Origin of the sequence: Thermopolyspora flexuosa (genome assembly GCF_006716785.1) — a bacterium.
Classification (GTDB): Bacteria; Actinomycetota; Actinomycetes; order Streptosporangiales; family Streptosporangiaceae; genus Thermopolyspora; species Thermopolyspora flexuosa.
Genome location: NZ_VFPQ01000001.1, coordinates 4,604,479 through 4,621,787, shown reverse-complemented (window position 1 = coordinate 4,621,787; position 17,309 = coordinate 4,604,479). Strand labels below are relative to the sequence as shown.

Annotated in this window: 11 protein-coding genes; 1 reads left to right on the top strand and 10 read right to left on the bottom strand. The window is 73.4% G+C overall.

From position 1 onward, the window contains the following. Positions 1–66 precede the first annotated feature (66 nt). Positions 67–531, bottom strand: a complete 465-nt coding sequence (locus tag FHX40_RS19770; protein WP_142261010.1) for an Hsp20/alpha crystallin family protein — start codon at positions 529–531, stop codon at positions 67–69. Positions 532–869: 338 nt separating this feature from the next. Between FHX40_RS19770 and FHX40_RS19765 the strand changes: the two genes are divergently transcribed. Then, positions 870–3,839, top strand: coding sequence for a helix-turn-helix transcriptional regulator (locus FHX40_RS19765; RefSeq protein ID WP_142261009.1), 2,970 nt, complete (start codon positions 870–872; stop codon positions 3,837–3,839). A 786-nt stretch (positions 3,840–4,625) separates the two neighbouring features. Here FHX40_RS19765 and FHX40_RS19760 read toward each other — a convergent pair. The 9 genes from FHX40_RS19760 to FHX40_RS19715 all read right to left on the bottom strand — a co-directional run bounded on the left by FHX40_RS19760 (position 4,626) and on the right by FHX40_RS19715 (position 17,221). Then, positions 4,626–5,936, bottom strand: a complete 1,311-nt coding sequence (locus tag FHX40_RS19760) for a helix-turn-helix domain-containing protein (RefSeq protein WP_170198896.1) — start codon at positions 5,934–5,936, stop codon at positions 4,626–4,628. Between the two features lie 281 nt (positions 5,937–6,217). Next, a complete protein-coding gene (locus FHX40_RS19755) occupies positions 6,218–7,510 on the bottom strand; it encodes a helix-turn-helix domain-containing protein (protein WP_170198895.1) in 1,293 nt (430 codons plus the stop codon). A gap of 243 nt (positions 7,511–7,753) precedes the next feature. After that, entirely contained in the window at positions 7,754–8,599 is an 846-nt protein-coding gene (locus FHX40_RS19750) for a glutamate ABC transporter substrate-binding protein (protein WP_142261006.1), read from the bottom strand. A gap of 19 nt (positions 8,600–8,618) precedes the next feature. Next, positions 8,619–10,109: a hypothetical protein gene (locus FHX40_RS19745; RefSeq protein ID WP_170198894.1), complete on the bottom strand. Its 1,491-nt coding sequence runs from the start codon at positions 10,107–10,109 to the stop codon at positions 8,619–8,621. A gap of 30 nt (positions 10,110–10,139) precedes the next feature. Continuing rightward, the gene (locus FHX40_RS25910) at positions 10,140–11,177 is read right to left on the bottom strand and encodes an FHA domain-containing protein (RefSeq protein ID WP_142261004.1); all 1,038 of its coding nucleotides are present in this window, start codon (positions 11,175–11,177) and stop codon (positions 10,140–10,142) included. Between the two features lie 13 nt (positions 11,178–11,190). Next, the gene (locus FHX40_RS19730; RefSeq protein ID WP_142261003.1) at positions 11,191–12,483 is read right to left on the bottom strand and encodes a VWA domain-containing protein; all 1,293 of its coding nucleotides are present in this window, start codon (positions 12,481–12,483) and stop codon (positions 11,191–11,193) included. A 90-nt stretch (positions 12,484–12,573) separates the two neighbouring features. Beyond that, positions 12,574–13,581, bottom strand: coding sequence for a PP2C family protein-serine/threonine phosphatase (locus FHX40_RS19725; RefSeq protein WP_142261904.1), 1,008 nt, complete (start codon positions 13,579–13,581; stop codon positions 12,574–12,576). Beyond that, the gene (locus tag FHX40_RS19720) at positions 13,581–16,028 is read right to left on the bottom strand and encodes a serine/threonine-protein kinase (RefSeq protein ID WP_142261002.1); all 2,448 of its coding nucleotides are present in this window, start codon (positions 16,026–16,028) and stop codon (positions 13,581–13,583) included. Before FHX40_RS19720 ends, FHX40_RS19725 begins: the two co-directional genes overlap by 1 nt. Then, positions 16,028–17,221 (bottom strand): hypothetical protein, encoded by a 1,194-nt coding sequence (locus FHX40_RS19715; RefSeq protein WP_142261001.1) that lies wholly within the window; start codon positions 17,219–17,221, stop codon positions 16,028–16,030. The genes FHX40_RS19720 and FHX40_RS19715 overlap by 1 nt, the downstream gene beginning before the upstream one ends. Positions 17,222–17,309 lie beyond the last annotated feature (88 nt).

Below are 17,309 nucleotides of genomic sequence, written 5' to 3'. Positions count from 1 at the left end.
GGCGCCGGCCCCGGCGCGGAGCCGGCGCAACCGCTGGTGACGGCCCGCTGACCGGGCCGGACGGCCTCAGGTGGACACCTGGATGTGACGTGGCTTGGCGGCCTGGGCCTTGGGGATCGTGACCGTGAGCACGCCGTCGCGCAGCTTCGCGTCCACCTGGTCGGCGTTGATCTCGCCGGGCAGCATCGTGCGGAACTCGAACTCCCCGGTGCGGCGGGTACGGCGGTGCATCCGGGCGTCCCGCTCCTCCTCCTTGACCTCGCCCGTGATGATCAACTCCCGGTCGGTGAGCTGCACGTCGATCTGGTCCCTGGTCACGCCGGGGAGATCGGCCTCGACGACGAAGCTGTCCTCGGTCTCGCACACGTCGGCGAACGGCACCCACGGGGTCGTCGTCTCCCGCGGGAACACCATCTCGCCCATGGTCGCGCTGATCAGCCGGTCGAGCCGGTCGTACAGGTCCTGGAACTCGCGGAACGGCGAGAGCGGTGTGATGTCCGCGCGGCCATGGCGGCGGGTCAGCATGGTCATCCTGTGTCCCCCCAAAGACGTGTCCGGGCGGTCGGCCGGCCTCGCGGGCCGGTCGTCCCGCCGGGGCGTGCACCCGTAACGACGCCCCTTACGACCTTCGCCCGCCCCGCCGCGGGCCACATCCTCAACTCGGGTGGTTCTTGGCGCCCCGCGCCGCCACGCCCGAGGGGTACGGCGGGCCGGTTTTACCGGGGTCCGACCGCGGGTTGGCGGAGATCGAACCGACCTGACGGTGCGCGGACGGTAGGGGTGGGCGGCCCTGGGCAGGGTGGGGAGGAACCGGGGCCGCCGTTGACCCGGCGGGTCCCCGCACCACCTGTCGTCCAGGGGGAGGGCCGGTGCGCGGACGCGACCGTGAATGGCGTGCCGTCCTCGACCTGCTGCGCCGGGTCGAGGACGGCCGGGCCGGGGCACTGCTCGTGGACGGCGAGCCCGGCGTGGGCAAGAGCCGCCTGCTCGCCGAGGCCGCCGGGCACGCCCGCGCCCGCGGCTTCACGGTCACTTGCGCGGCGGCCGAGGAACTCGGCGAGCTCGTGCCGCTCGCCCCGCTCGTCGCCGCCCTCGGCGTACCCGTGGCCGGGGACGAGCCGGAGGCGGGGCTGGCCGACCGGCTGCGCGCCGTACTGGAGGAGCGCGCCGCCGCCCGCCCGGTGCTCGTCGCCCTCGACGACCTGCACTTCGCCGACCCCGGGACGCTCATGGCGATCCGCACCCTGCACGGCCGCCTCGCGCACCGCCGCGTCGCCTGGCTGCTCGCCCGCTCGCCGCAGGACGACCGCGGGGCCGGCCGCCTGTTCGCCGCGCTGGAACGGGCCGGCGCCCGCCGCCTGGAGCTCGCCCCGCTGCCGCCCGACGCGATCGCCCAGGTGGCCGCGGACGCCGCCGGTGCGCCACCCGGCCCGGCCCTGCTCGACCTGGTCGCGGGCGCGGGCGGCAACCCGCGCCTCGTCGTCGACCTGCTCGCCGGGCTGCGCGACGACAACGCCCTCGACCTCACCGGCGGCGACGCCCGCCCCCGCTCGGCCCGCCCGCCCGAACGGCTCGGCCGCTTCGCGCGGGAACGCCTCGCCCGGCTCGGCCGCGACGCCCGCCACCTGGTCGAGCTGGCCGCCGTGCTCGGCCGCCCCTTCACCCCCGAGGACGTGGGCGGTCTGCTCGGCACGACCCCCGCCGCGCTGCTGCCCGCCCTGGAGGAGGCGCTCGGTGCCGGGCTGCTCGCGCCGTACGGCGACGCCATCGGCTTCCGCCACGAGCTGGTACGGCGGGCCATCCTCGCCGCCCTGCCCGGCCCGGTCCGCCACGCCCTCCACCGCCAGGTCGGCGAACACCTCATCGCCGGCGGCGGCCCACCCGCCGAGGCCGCCCGCCACCTCGCCCTCGGCGTACGGCACGGCGACCACCACGCCCTCGCCTGCCTCGACGCGGCCGTGGCCCGCATCCTGCCCGCCTCCCCGGCCGCCGCGGCCGGGCTCGCCGTACGGGCCTTCGAACTGACGGCCCACGCCGACCCGCGCCGCCCCGACCGCGCCCTCGCCGCCGTCGAGGCCGCCACCGCCGCCGGACGGCTCGCCGAGGCCGCCCACCTCGCCGAGACCGCCCTCGCCGAGCCGCTGCCCCCCGCCGCCCGGGCCGGGCTCGCCGCGGCGTACTCGCACGTTGTCTATCTGCGCGGCCAGGCGGAGGCGGCCCTCCACCACGCCGAGGCCGCGCTCCGCGACGCCGACGCCGCCGGCCTCACCGGCGACGTGCGCGACCGCGCGCTGCGCGCCCTGCTCGACGCGACCGTCGCCCGGGGCGGCGACCGGGCGGCACGCCACCACGCCGAGGCCGTGCTCGCCGACGAGGACCGGCACGACCACACCGTCCTGGTGACCGCCCTCACCACCCTCGCCATCACCGAATGGAACCGCGGCCGCCTCGCCGACGCCCTCGCCCACGCCCGGGCCGCGGTCCGCCGCGCGAGCGCCGCCCCCACCCGCGGCCTCCACCCCGGCCTCGTCCTCGCCGAGATGCTCACCGACCTCGGCCACCACGACGAGGCGAGGGCCGTCCTCCGCGAGACCGCCCACGCGATCGACACCCTCGCCGACGCGCCGTGGCGGCCCGCCGTCGCCGCCCTGCACGCCCGCCTCGCCCTCGCCACGGGCCACCTCGATAAGGCCATGGCCGCCGCCGACGCCGTACTCGGCCGCACCCGCCGATCCCCGGCGAGCACCGTGCCTCGCGACGCCGTGTCGAGCCGCGTCACAGGACACGATGGCATGCCCACTGCGAACGGCCACTCCCAGCTCTCTTCACTGCCGCCCGAGACCGCGCCGGCCGTACCGGACGGACCCGAGCGGTCCGGCGGTGATGGCAACGGCACCGACGAGCTTGCCCCGGCTCCGGAACCTCACCCTGCCTCGGAAGCCCCGCTTCCGTCCGACGGCCTCCCACCACCCCCGCACCTCTTCGCCCCGGCCGCCCTCGCCGTACGGTGCGCCGCGGAGCTGCGCAAAGGCGACCTGCGGGCCGCTGCCGCCTGCCTCCCCGCGTCCGGCGACGTACCGCACCCGGCCACGCACGCCACCCTCCGGCTCCGGCTGCTCGCCGCCCGCCTCACCGAGGCCCGGGAAGGCCCGGAGCGCGCGTTCACCCTCGTCACGGACCTCATCGCGAGCCTGGACGAGAACCGCTGGCCGCTGTTCGGCGAGCCCGGCGCCGCTGCCTGGCTGGTACGGCTCGCGCTCGCCGCGGGCGACCGCGCCCGTGCCGCCCACGTGGCCGCCGCGGCCGACCGCCTCGCCCGCGACAACCCGGACTTCCCCTGCGCCCGGTCCGCCGCCGCCCACACCCGCGGCCTCCTCGCGTCAGACCTGGCCGCCCTCGCCTGCGCCGAGGACGAGGCCCCCGACCGCTGGGCCCGCGCCTCGGCGGCCGAAGACCTCGGCGCCGCCCTCGCCGCCTCCGGCGACCGCAACGGCGGCATCACCGCCCTGCTCCGCGCCCTCGCCGCCTACCAGGAGGCCGGAGCCACCCGCGACACCGCCCGGGTCCGCCGCAGGCTGCGCCGCCTCGGCGTCCGCCGCCGCCACTGGTCCCAGGCCGACCGCCCCGTGTCCGGCTGGGACAGCCTCACCGACACCGAACGCGCCATCGCCCGGCTCGTCGCCGAAGGCCACACCAACCGCCAGATCGCCGACCGCCTCTTCATCAGCGCCCACACGGTCGCCTTCCACCTACGCCAGGTCTTCCGCAAACTCGGCCTCCACTCCCGCGTCCAGCTCGCCCGCCTCGTCCTCGACCGCGAGCACGACCGCCGGGCTTAGCACAAGCAGGCAGCCGGGCTGGCTGGTGATGTACCGGCCGTGGGCGCGAATTTTCGGTAGGGTCCGGTGGCCGCGCGGTCTTGCCACCCGTCTATCCGCTTCGCGGTGCTGGACCACGCGAAGGTGTCCAGATGGTTGGGCTGGCCTCGGCCTCCGGCATGACCCTGGCCACTACGATGGTGAGTCGCCCAACCCATCCGGGCAGCATCCTCTAGCCACCCATGATTCTGACTGACCGTAACTTGCAGCGAACCTCCCGGGGCTGCTGCACTACCGGAGGTTCACTGCAAAACGGCCCTTCTCGGCCTTGATCAACAGACCCTCCACCTGCGACTTTACCGTCGGGTCCTCATCGCCCCTGAGAGGGGTCGCAACGCGGCGGTCTCCTTGTCCAGGCACCAGGTGTCCTCGCGTCCTCATCGCCCCTGAGAGGGGGCGCAACAGTTGTGGGTGGTCGTGAATGGGTCAGAGGGCGAAAACGGTCCTCATCACCCCTGAGAGGGGTCGCAACATGTCCGGCACCCCGACCCCGGCCTTGCAGGCCCCGAGTCCTCATTGCCCCTGAGAGGGGGGCGCAACACGGCGAGATCATCGACCCGGGCAGGCTGCGCCACGTCCTCATCGCCCTTGAGAGGGGCTCGACCAGCAACAAAGACGATGCTGAGAACCGTCAGTCTCCTGCAAGGTGCCGTGGTTTGAGTACGGCAGCAGACCCCGCCTAGCCCATGTGCGGTTCTCGTCATCCTTGAGACAGCCCGCTCATGGTGATGAGCGGCCGGTGGCTCCTCAGGTCTTTCTGTTAGGACTACGTGGGGGCTGGTAATGAAGAAGCTCGCGGAGTTCGGCGACGGCCGGGTGGTCGTGGTGCGTCAGCGGTACGGCGTTCAAAACCATTTGGCCGGTGTGGCGAATGTGTTGTGTGCGGTAAGCGGGTTTGACGGCATCGATGATTTCGGCCGCGCGGCGCACTCCTTCGACTGTCCCACCGTTTACGACCGTTGAGAGAGCCTCGTGGAGTTGGACGTTTGTGCGGTATTGGTAGCCGCGGGCGTGGGTGCGCACGTGATCGCGAGCCTCATCCGCTTTCGCTTCTTCGCCCATCAGCGCGTAGACCCAGCTGTGGGCGAAGTAGAGCTTGGCCTCTGACCAGAAGCCGAGAGGGTCTGGTGTGACGCCCTTGTCCGCGACGTCGAGAACGGTGTTCAAAGTCTTCTGGGCCTCGTCGTGCCTGCCCAACACCGCCAACGCCTTGGCCTTTGTGGTCAGCAGATCGACGGAGGGCCGCGAAGGACCTAGGAGCCGTTGGGCGTCCTCGATGATGTTGAGCACGGTTTGCGGGTCGCGCTGGCCGTACACGCCGTGGCGGGCTTGCTCGGCGCGGACCAGGACGCGGATCTCGAGGTTGCCGGACGCGTCGGCGGCCTGGCGGGCCGTGTGCCACCAGCGCAGTGCCGCGCCGTGGTCGCCCAGGCGGGTGAGGAGGTTGGCCTGCATGCCGGCGAGCGCGGCGGTCACCGCGTCCAGTTCGACCGTCTCGGCCGGTGAGGATGCCTCCTTCTGCCGCTTGACGGTGAACAGATCGATAAGAAGGTTGGCGGCGACCTGTGCGGGTGGATGGTTGTGCAACGCGTACAAATGATCAGTACAGGCGTTCGTCCACTCGGCGATGGTGCGAAAATCATTCGCGTAGGAGATGGCGATGCCCTGGCGGAGGGTTTCGCCAGGGATGCCGAGTGCGCCGATTCCGGCGCCTACCGCGGCGAGCCGTAATACCTGGCGGCGTTCCGTGGCGGCCTCCTTTCCGGCCGTGCCTTCTTTGACCAGGGTACGCAGGCGTTCCAGCTCTACGGCAAGTGCGTGCAGGGCCATAATTCGGCCTCCGGCGCCGTAGAAATCGTCGAGTCGCCGGATGTTGTCGGGGTGGGGGCGGGTGATGGCGCGTTCCCATTTGGACAGGTCGCCGTCGTCGCAGTAGACCTGGCGGGCGACCTCGCGCAGGCTGAGGCGGTGGACCTGCTCGCGCTGGTGGCGGAGTTCGGCGCCGAGCAGGTGCCAGGGGGATCGTGCCGGGTCGACGTGCTCGGAGATGAAGCGCACCGGTGCCTCCCGTTCGCTGCCGTGACGCAGCCCAACCGGATGGTAACGCTGAGTAAAGGCGTGTTCACGATACTCACTCGACCGGGTGTTCCGCTCGCGAATCGCTAAGACCGTTCTTCGCTCTCGGCGAGCAAAGACGATGCTGAGAACCGTCGGTCTCCTGCAAGGTGCCGTGATTTGAGTACGGCAGCATGCCCCCGCCTAGCCCATGCGGTTCTCCCTTGAGAAAGCCCTTTCATGGTGATGAGCGGCCGGTGGCTCCTCAGGTCTTTCTGCTAGGACTACGTGGCGGGCTGGTAGTGAAGGAGCTCGCGGAGTTCGGCGACGCCCGGGCGGTCCTGGTGCTCCAGGGGGACGGCGTCCAGGACCATTTGGGCAGTGTGGCGAATGTGTTGGGTGCGGTAGGCGGGTTTGATCGAGTCGATGACTTCGGCTGCGCGGCGTACTCCTTCGGTTGTTCCGCCGTTCACCACCATGGACAGAGCCTCGTGGAGGTGAACGTTGGCGCGATATTGATAGCCGCGGGTATGGGATAGTACCTGATCGCGGATCTTGGCCGCTTTTGCTTCGTCTCCCATGGCCGAATAGACCCAGCTTTGGGCGAAATAGATCTTGCTGGGTGACCAGAAACCGAGCGGGTCGGGAGTTACGCCTTTGTCGGCGGCGTCGAGAAGGGACTCGAGGGTTTTCTGGGCCTGGTCGTGCTTTCCGAGCGCCGACAGCGCTTTGGCCTGGGTGGACAGCAGGGCGACGGAAGGTTTGGCGGGGCCGTGTAGCCGTTGGGCCTCGTCGATGATGTCGAGCACGGATTGCGGGTCGCGTTGGCCGTACACGCCGTGGACAGCTTCCTCGGCGCGGACAAGAACCTGCAGGTCGCGGTCACCGGAGGCGTCGGCGGCCTGGCGTGCGGTGTGCCACCAGCGCAGGGCGGCGCCGTGGTCGCCCAGACGGGACAGCACGTTCGCCTGCAGGCCGGCGAGGGTAGCACTCACTCCCTCCAGCTCGACCGTCTCGGCCGGTGACGAGACCTCTCTTTGCCGCTTCACGATGAAAAGGTCGATAAGGAGATCGGCGGCGACCTGTGCGGGTGGGCGGGTGTGCAGCGCGTACAGGTGATCGGCGCAGGCTCTATGCCAGGCGGCGATGGTGCGGAAATCTCCCGCGTAGGAGGCGGCGATCGCCTGGCGGAGGGTTTCGCCAGGGATGCCGAGCGCGCCGATTCCGGCGCCTACCGCGGCGAGCCGTAATACCTGGCGGCGTTCCGTGGCGGCCTCCTTTCCGGCCGTGCCTTCTTTGACCAGGGTACGCAGGCGTTCCAGCTCTACGGCAAGTGCGTGCAGGGCCATAATTCGGCCTCCGGCGCCGTAGAAATCGTCGAGTCGCCGGATGTTGTCGGGGTGGGGGCGGGTGATGGCGCGTTCCCATTTGGACAGGTCGCCGTCGTCGCAGTAGACCTGGCGGGCGACCTCGCGCAGGCTGAGGCGGTGGACCTGCTCGCGCTGGTGGCGGAGTTCGGCGCCGAGCAGGTGCCAGGGGGATCGTGCCGGGTCGACGTGCTCGGAGATGAAGCGCACCGGTGCCTCCCGTTCGCTGCCGTGACGCAGCCCAACCGGATGGTAACGCTGGGTAAAGGCATGTTCACGATACTCACTCGACCGGGTGTTCCGCTCGCGAATCGCGAAGACCGTTCTTCGCTCACGGCGAGCGGGCCGTACCGGGAAAACAGGCCGGTCAGGCGAGTGGGAGGCCAGGGACAGTGCTTGAGGTACGGCGGGCGGCTGCGCGACCCGCTGGTCAGGTCGCCCAGCCGCCTGGGGTCAGTCGCAGCCTTCGAACTGGGGGACGCTGGTGGCGTCCTGCAGGTTGAGGCCGGTGCCGCCGAACCACTTGTTCAGGAGCTTGGGGATGGTGCCGTTCTGGTAGAGCGTGGTGATCGCCTTGTTGATGGCCTCGCAGCCCTCGATGTCGGTCTTGTGGATGCCGACGCCGTACCGCTCGTCGGTGAAGCGGGCGTTGACCACCCGCAGGTTCCGGTTGTCCGGTTGGGCGGCGAAGCCGGCGAGGATGAGGTCGTCGGTGGAGACCGCGTCGACCTCGTTGTTCTTCAGCTTCTCGATGCACTCGCTGTAGGAGGCCGACTGCACGGGTGTGATCGGGATTCCCCGTTCCTTCTGCACCCGGTCGTCGGAGTTCGAGCCGTCCACCGCGCACAGCCGCCGGCCGGCCAGGTCGCGGACGTTCCGGATCCCGGTCTGGTTCTGCCGCACCAGGATGTCCTGGTGGGCGACGTAGTACGGCCCGGCGAAGGCGACCTTGGTCTTGCGCTCCGGCGTGATCGAGTAGGAGGCGACGATGAAGTCCACCTTGCGGGACTGGAGCAGCTTCTCCCGATCCGACGACGGGGCGTCCATGAACCGCACGGTGACGTCCTCCGGGAGAAGGCCGGCGCCCTTCAGGTGGCCGACGATCGCCTTGGCCACGTCCACGTCGAAGCCCTCGTAGACGCCGTCGCGCTTCTTCAGCCCGAGGCCGGGCTGGTCGGGCTTGACCCCGATCACCAGGGACTCCTTGCCGACGATCGAGGACTCGTCGCCGCCCGCACCGCACCCCGCCGCCGTCAGGGCCAGTACGGCCAGCCCGGCGAGGGCGATCCTTGCTCGCATCGCAATCTCCCGTTCGTCGTCAGCGGTATTCCACGAGGCGGGGCCGTACCCCGACGAAGATCAGCGCCACGACGGCGGCGATCGTGCCGGGGAGCGCGTAGTTCCAGCCGTTGACGGCGGCGTAGCCGTCCGCGATCGCCGCGTCGAAGGTGCGGCGGTGGATCCTGGTGAGTTGGACCAGCGCGTCGTCGTACTCCCGGAAGCGCTCGGCCACGTCGTTCATCAGGTGCTCGACCCGGCCGGACGCGCGGAGCTGGCGGTCCTGCTGCTGGAAGCCGTCGTACCGCTTGATCGTCTCGGCGAGGGCGTCGCGTACGTCCTTGTCGTCGGCGATCTTCGCCTCGGCGCCGAAGAAGCCGAGGAAGTCCGCCTTGCCCGGGTACTCGCGGGCCGCCTTGCTCAGCCCCTGGTAGTAGGTGTTGAGGTTGCCCGCGGGGGTGTACAGCACCGACTGCGCCTTGTCGAGGTACACCTGCGCGTAGGTGTCCGCCTCCTGGCGGTCGAGCAGGTAGCGGCTCTGGTCGCCGTGCATGCTGTTGCTGATCGCCCGCGCCCGCGACAGCGCGAGCATCGAGTTGAATCCCTTCTCCTTGGCGACGCGCATGTCCTCGGCCGCCCGTTCCAGCAGGCCCATGGCGAGGCCGACGAGCACGGTGAGCGCCACGGTGGCGGCGAGCAGCGCCGGGTTGAGGATGCGCCGGAACCGGTGGGCGAGGTAGACCTGCAGGCCGACGAGGAGACCGAGGGTCACCACCCCGAGGACGACCACGGCGAGGCGGCCGTTGCGCACCGCCGAGTGCTGCTCCTCGTACGTGCGGCGCACGTTCGACCCGCTCTCCAGCGTGAGGTTGTACGCCTTGGGCAGCAGGCTGAGCCGCATGAGCTTGGTGGCCGCGCGGTAGCGGACGACCGCCGAGTCCGGCGCGTCCCCGAGGACGTACTCCCGGTTGCTGAGCAGCATCGCCTCGGCGGCGAGCCGCTCGTACTCGCTCAGCCCGTTGAGCAGCTCCCGCACGGTGCGCCGCTCGGCGGCGTCGTCGGCGAGGTCGGCGGCCTGGAGCAGGGCCCGCCCGGCCTCGTTGCGGCTCTCCTCGTAGCGCCGGAGCGCCTCCTCCCGGCCGCCGCCGATCTGGTTCCTGCCGAGGAGCAGGATGTTGGCGACCTGGGTGTCCATGTTGCTGAGCGCGTAGTACAGGTCGCCGGTCGCCACCACCTGCGGCCCGTCGGTCCGCCCGATCACGCGCAGGCCCTCGGTGGCGTCGTCGATCGCCGTCCAGGTGACGCCGAACAGTGCCAGCACGGCGACGACCGTCAGCGCCGTCCACGCGCGGATGCGGGCGGGCACGGTGCGCAGCCGCAGCCGGCGCGGCAGCCGGGGCAGCCGCGGCAGGAGGCCGCGGGCGGGCGGCGTGGCCGAGGTGGCGGGCGCGGGCGGGGCCGCGGGCGGCGCGGGCGCGGCGGGCGCGTTCGGCTGCGCCGTCTGCGCCGGGCTCGGAAGCGGCATCGTCATGGCGACTCCTCCACCGTCGGCACGCTCCGCTCACCCCTTGCGCAGCACGATGACGGTCCAGGCGCCCACGTAGATGCGGTCGCCGTCGGATAGCGGAACCGGGACGTTCGTGGCGATGGGGTCGGGTGCATCGTTGATCTTTGTTCCGTTCGCCGAGCCGGGGTCGACCAGCGCCCAGGAGCCGTCGGGCTGCGCCACGAGGATCGCGTGCAGGTGGGACACGCCGGGGTCCTCCGGCGGCCCGCTCAGGTCGATCTCGGGGTGGAGCCCGCGGGACCGGCTGCGCCGCCCGATCCGCACCTGGCCGCCGACGAGCGGGATGACCCGTTCGGGGCAGTACGGCGGGAAGACGATCTTCGCCGCGTCCGGGCCGCCCTGGGCGATGACCGAGTCGAAGTACTGCCGGTCGGCCGCGACCACGACGTGCCAGCCGGTGTACGGCGCGCCCGGAGGTGCGCCCGGCGGCATGCCGGTGGCCGGGCCGGGGCCGGGGGGCGGGGCGCCGTGGGGGCCGATCGGCTGCCCGCTCGGATGGCCGTAGCCGGGGTGGGCGGCCGTGCCGTACCCGTGGGGGGCTGGGGCGGCCGTGCCGGGTCCCGGAGGGGTGGGGGCGCCGGGGTAGGGGGCGTGGCCCGGGGGCGGGCCGTATCCGGACGGCGGGTACGGCGCGCCCGGGGGCGGGCCGTAGCCGGGGGGTGGGTAGCCGCCGGTGTGCGGGCCGTACCCGCCGGGCGGGGAGCTCGTCGGGGGCGGCCCGAAGTCGGTGTTGACCGGGCCGAAGCCCGGCGTGCCGGTGGCGAAGTCGTAGCCGCACACCTCGCAGAACCGGCCGGCGCGCGGCGTGCCGCAGCCGGGCTCGGGGCACACCTCCTGGCCGCTCGCGCCCTGCGGTACGGCGGGCCCCGACGCGGGCGAGGGCGCGGCGGCGGCCGGGGGCGCCCCGGCGACGGCCGCCGAGTGCGCCGGGCCCGCCACGGTGGCGGGCGCCTGGCCGCCGGTGATCGCGAGGCCGCACACGTCGCAGTAGTCGGCCGAGCCCGAGTCGTGGCCCGAGGGGCAGATGGGCATGCGAACTCCTTACTCAACCCTGGTCGGGGTCTCTGCGGGTGCGGACGGTGCGGACCGACCCGACGTCGAGCGCGATCTCCGACGCCCGGTCGATGTGCGGCTTGAGCCGTACGGTGCCGGTGGCCCGGTCGTAGTCGAGCACCCGGTCGAGCAGCTTCGCCGTGGCCTCGTTGCCGGACTCCTCGGCGAGCCGCCGGGCCCGGCCGAGCCGCGCGGTGGCGGTGGCGAAGTCGTGCTCCCGGTGCGCCTGCAGGCCCTCCTGGATGAGGCTCGCCAGCTCGGCCTGGCCGGTGTAGTGGGCGACCCGGGGGTTGATCCGGGTGGACTGCGCCGGGTCGTCGGTCCACGTGGCGAGGATGTTGCCCGCGGCGAGCTGCATGCCGGTGTCGGGCTGCACCAGCTTCACCCAGCCGGCCCGCATCTCCTGGCCGATGCCGCCCGGGGTGACCTCGATGCACACGTGGTACTCGCGCACCTCGCGGCCCCACGCGCCGGTGGGGTAGTCGCCGGACTGCGGGCCGGAGTCGACGCGGCGGCCGGTGAGGTCCTCGAGCGTCGGCGAGACCTGCTTCACGAACCTGATCTTGGCGGTCTGCGGGGTCCAGATGCGCAGCGCCACGTCGGCGACGGCCTTGCCCATCGCCTGCTGCGCCATCGCCCGGAAGTCCGCCTCCAGGTCCTTGGCGTCCGGGATGTCCTGCACCGTGCCGAGCAGCGTGGAGGCGATCTTGCGCAGCTCGGCGACCTCCCACCCGGTGCCGACCCCGCGGCAGTCGCAGACGAACTTGCCCTGGCAGTAGGCGAGCGCGGCGTCGAGCTGGGCGGCGCTCTCGTGCTGGTTGTGCCCGTCGGTGAGCAGGATGGCGTGCCGGACCGCGCCCTGGTACGGGTCGAACAGGTCGGCGGCGAGGCGGAGCCAGGTACCGATCGCGGTGCCGCCGTCCGCGATGAGCCCGCTCACCGCGTTCTTGGCGGCCTGCCGCGTCTCGGCGTTCATCGTCGCCATCTCCTTGCGGCTCGGGTAGACCATCGTGGCCTTGGTCGTGCCCGCGATGATCGCGAAGTGCACGCCGTCGCGGAGCGTGTCGATCGCGGCCATCGCGGCCTTGCGGGCCTCGCCGATCCGCTCGGTCGCCATCGAGGTCGAGGTGTCGATGATGATCACCTCGGCGGCCTGGGCGTGCTGCGCGACCGTTTCCAGCGGGCCGGTCGCCTCCACGGTCACGATCGCGTGCACCTCCGAGCCGCCCACCGGGAGGTACTTGTTCTGGTCGACGCGGATCGTGAACTGGGCCTGCTCGGTCATGCCGCCTCCTTCTCGGTCGCCACGAGCGGGCGGCCGGGCCGTACCGGGCCGGGCCGGCCGAGACGCCGCGGGTGGGGTCGCCCGCTCATGTCACCGCCTTCCTGTGAACGGGATCACCAGCACCGTGATGTTGTCGCGCCCGCCCGCCTGGAGCGCCAGCTCGACCAGGGTCCGGGCCGCGGCCAGGGGGTCGGCGGCGGCGTCGGGCACGGCCTGGGCGAGCGCCAGGGGGTCGGGGTAGTAGTTCCACAGGCCGTCCGAGCAGACCAGCACCACCCCGGGACCCTCGGGGGCGAAGCTGCGCACGTGCGGGACGACCTCGCCGGCGTCCGCGCCGAGCCACGCGGTGAGCACGTGGCCCGGCCCGGCGTCGTCCTGGGTGAGCAGCGCGCTGCCCGGCCCGGACAGCCAGTAGGCCCGGCTGTCGCCCACCCAGCCGACCGTCACGTGCCGGGGGTCCACCACCGCCGACACCAGGGTGCAGGCCGGGGCGTCGAACAGCGAGTCCGCGAGCCCGGCCACCGCCCCGGCCGCCGCCGCCACGGCCTGGTAGGTCGCCGCCACCGCGTCGGCCCCGGCCGCCAGCCGCTCGGCGAGCACCGCCGCGGCGGTGTCGGCCGCGGTCTGCGACGCCTCCTCCGGCCGCGGCGAGGTCGACACCCCGTCGCACACCACCCCGACGACCGCGTGCCCGGCCCCGCCCGGCGTACCGCCCGCCGCGGGGGGAGGGAACGCGTCCCGGCCGCCCTGCCACCCGGCCGGGCCCGCCACCGGATCGCCCGTACCGGCCGGGACCGCCGCGTACGGCCCGGCGGGCACGGCGGTGACGGTGAGGGCCATCGCGTCCTCGTTGTGGCTGTGCCGCAGGCCGCGGTCGCTCACCCCGGCCACCCGGACCGCCCCGGCGGTCAGCTCGATCTCGGCGTGGTCCCGCCCGGTGGGCTGCCGCACGCCGCACCGCCCGCAGTACCCGTCGGCGTCGACCGCGCCCGCGCCGCAGGAGGCGCACAGCGTCGCGCCGAGGGGCGTGCCGCACTCCTCGCAGAACCTCTCGCCGGGCAGCCCTTCCAGCGAGCACACCGGACAGATCGCCGCCATCAGATCCACGTCCTCGGCCGTACCGCGTTCGCCCGGTCGATCAGCTCGTGCCGCTCGTCCGGGTCGTGTGACGCCCGGGCCAGCGCCCGGTAGGTCTGTTCCAGCCTGCGCCGGATGCCGACCTCGGTGAACGGCGCGCCGAGCAGCGTGGCGCCGTTCACCGACGTGGCCGCGCCCTTGCCGAGCCAGGCGAGCGCGGCCCGCAGCACCTCGGCCGCCATCCGGTTGAACCGGATCGCATCGAGCCCGATCTGCTCCAGCCGGTGCCCGGCGAGCAGCAGCGCGTCCGCGGAGAGCCGGGCCGGGTCCTGGCCGCGCACCGCGATCGCCACCGTGGCGAGCTGCGCCGCGACCCGGTGCGTGGAGGCGACCGGCACCTGGTCGAGGACACCGGTGGCCCCGGCCGGGTCGCCGCCCGCCAGCCGGGTGCGGGCGAGCCCGAACGCCGCGCTCACGTACGAGGTGTCGGTACGCCACACCGTCCCGTACAGCCGCGCCGCCCCGGCGAAGTCCCCGGCCCGCTCGCGGGCGAACGCCAGCGCGAGCTTGGTCGCCTCCTCGCCGGGCATGCGGCCGTACAGCTCGTCGAAGATCCGCACCGCCTCCGCGGGGTCGCCGGAGGCGAGCGCGAGCACCCCGCGGTACCAGTGGGGCCGCCAGTCCCAGGGCCGCTCCTGCGCCACCCGGGTGAGCGGCGCGTCCGCCTCCGCGCCGTTGCCCTGCTCGATCAGCACCCGGGCGAGCGCGAGGTCGGTCTCCGGCGACACCACCGGCGCCTGCCGCAGCACGTCGGCCAGCTCGCCGGGGTTGCGCGCGGTGAGCCCGGCGAGGAACGAGGCCGCCGGGTCGCCCGGGTCGACGAGCGGCACCGGCAGCGCGGACACGAACTCGCCCGGGGCGGGCGTGGCGAACACGCTGCCGGAGTCCTCCGGGGCGAGCGCGGTCCCGGCCGCGGTGCGCTCCGGGCCGAACAGCCCGGACAGCGCCGGGTACGGCCGGCCGTCCTCGTCGGCCTTCACCTCGCGCAGCACGCCGCGCAGCTGGTCGGCCATCTCGGCGGCGTCCTGGAACCGCAGCTCCGGCCGCGGGTGGGTGGCGCGCAGCAGGAACCGGTGGAACGAGTCGTACCGCTGCAGCACCGGCACCTGCTCCGGCGGGGGCAGCGGCGTGGCCTGGTCCCGGGTCGCCGGGCTGAACGGGAAGCTCAGCACGGCGAGCGTGCGCCCGACCGTGTACAGGTCGGAGCTGATCGACGGCCCGTCCGTGGCGATCTCCGGCGCCTGGTAGCCGATCGTGCCGTAGATCGCGCTGTCCATGTCGTCGATGCGCCGGACCGCGCCGAGGTCGATCAGCTTGAGCTGCTCCTCGACCTGGATGACGTTCGCGGGCTTGAGGTCGCAGTAGAGCAGGCCGCGGTCGTGCAGGTAGGCGAACGCCCGCAGGATCTCCAGCGCGTACGCGATGGCGTGGGTGAGCGGCAGCGCCTCGGTGTTGCCGGACTCGCGCAGCCGCCGCCGCAGCATGTCCTGCAGCGACTCGCCGCCGACGTACTCCATGACGATGTAGCCGACCATCGACCGCGTCACGGGGTCGGGGTGCTGCACGAAGTTGATGATCTTGACGATGTTCGGGTGGTCGACGCCGATGAGGAACCGGCGCTCGGCCTCGGCCGCGGCGAGCGCCTCGGCGTCCATCGTGTCGAGCAGGCCCTTGAGCACCACCCAGCGGCCGTCGAGGTTGCGGTCGGCGGCGAGGTAGATCCAGCCGAGGCCGCCGTGCGCCAGGCAGCCCTTCACCTCGTACTGCCCGGCGACCAGCTCGCCCTCGCGCAGCTTGGGGGTGAACGAGAACCGGGTGCCGCAGTGCGGGCAGAACCCCTCGGTACGGCCCGGCCGGTCGCCCCGGGTGCGGCCGACCGGCTTGCCGCACTGCGGGTTGTTGCAGAACCGCTTCTCCTCCGGCACCTGCGGGTTCCGCATCACCACCTGCGAGGGGTCCCGGTACGGCACCGGCGGCACCTCGACCAGGCCCGCGCCGAGCATGCCGCGCCGCGACCGGGTGCTCGAGCTGCCGCGCCCCCGGCCGCTGGGGTGGCTGCCGGGCGCGGTGAACGGCGCGGAGGGGAACGGGGCCGACCCGACCGGCGTGGACGGGGCGGACGGGAACATCGCGGCCCCCGCCGGGGTGGACGGCACCGAGGGGAACGGCGCGGGTCCGGTGGGCGGTGACGGCGGCGGAGGCGGGAAGGGCGCGGCCGGAGCCGCCGGGGCGGATTGAGCGGCCGGGGCCGCCGGGGCGGACTGAACGGCCGGGGCGGGGGCGCCGCCGAGGGAGCCGCCCGCGGACGGCTGGGACGCCTGGCTCGGCCGGGGCGGCGCCATGCCGCAGGTGTCGCAGTAGCCGTCCACCACGGTGCCGGTGCAGCCGGGGTAGGAGCACTGGTCCATCAGTCCGCTCCGATCTCTCGTAGTGCCCGCTGGTAGCCCGAGACCGCGCGGGTCGCCTGGCGAAGGTCGCAGGGGGCCGTCCACAGCAGGTCGTGGGCCTGCCGGAAGAGCCGGAGCAGCTCGGGGTGCTCGGCGAGGCCCTGGCGCAGCGCCTTCGCCCGGAACGCCTCCAGCCGGCCGCGCAGCTCGTCGCGCCGTTCCAGCAGCTCGTTGATGGCCTTGGTCGCCTCCCGGGCCTGCCGCAGCGCGTCGCCCGCGGCGCGCTCCAGCTCGTCGGCGGCGCGGGCCAGCGCGATCCAGTCGCCGCCGTCGCGCAGCGCGGCGAGGCCGGCGAGCCGGCCGGCGAGCGCGGGGGCCTGGTCGGGCAGGTGCGGCAGCACCGGATCGGTGATCCTGACGAGGACGCGGTCGCGGGCCGCGCGGGCCTCCTGCTCCGCGGCGCGCACCGCGGCGACGCGGTCCGCCAGCTCGCCGGCCCGTGCCGCGAAGCCGTCCCGGACGCGCAGGGCCTTCTCCAGGTGGTCCCGGCGGGCGGCGAGCGCGGCGGCGAGGCGCTCCAGCGGGCCGGTGTCGATCCGGCCGCCTGCGGCGAAGGACAGCGGGTCGCCGCGTACCCGGCCGCGCAGCGCGGCGAGCTCGCGGCCGAGCCGTTCCAGCTCGCCGTCGGCGCCGCCGAGCTCGGCGAGCAGCCGCTCGGCCGCGTTCCGGGCCGCCTCGGCCTCGTCGAGCCGCGGCAGCAGCGCGGTCCACGCCTCGTCGGCCGCGGCCACGGTCCGGGCGACCTCCCGGTAGGCCGCGTCCATGCGGGCGACGGCCTCGTCGAGGGTGATGCGCTCGGCGGTGATCCGCACCAGCGAGCGCCGCTCCACCGGCACGTCCTCGGGCTTGAGCACCACCGAGGGCCCGGTGAGCAGCGCGGTCAGCTCGGCGAGCGTCTCCGGCCCGGGCCGCGGCGACGCGGCGCGCAGCCGTTCCGCCTCGTCGACGACGCGCCGGTAGGCGTCGAACACCACCCACAGCGCGGCGAGGCGTTCCCGGGCCTCGGCCCACCGGCGGTGCGTCTCCCCGTCGAGCTCGGCGCCCCTGAGCAGCCGGTGGCCGTGGTGTGCCTCCAGGTCGAGCAGATCACCCGCGATCCGGTCACGCTCGTCCCGCCGCCGCCTGAGCGCATGCTCGACCCCCTCCAGGCTCATCGGCGGCCCGGTGTGACCAGAAGTGCCGGTCAACGCCTTCCGTGCCTCCCCCGTTTGCGCAGGCGAAAGCCAGCCCCCCACCCGCAGA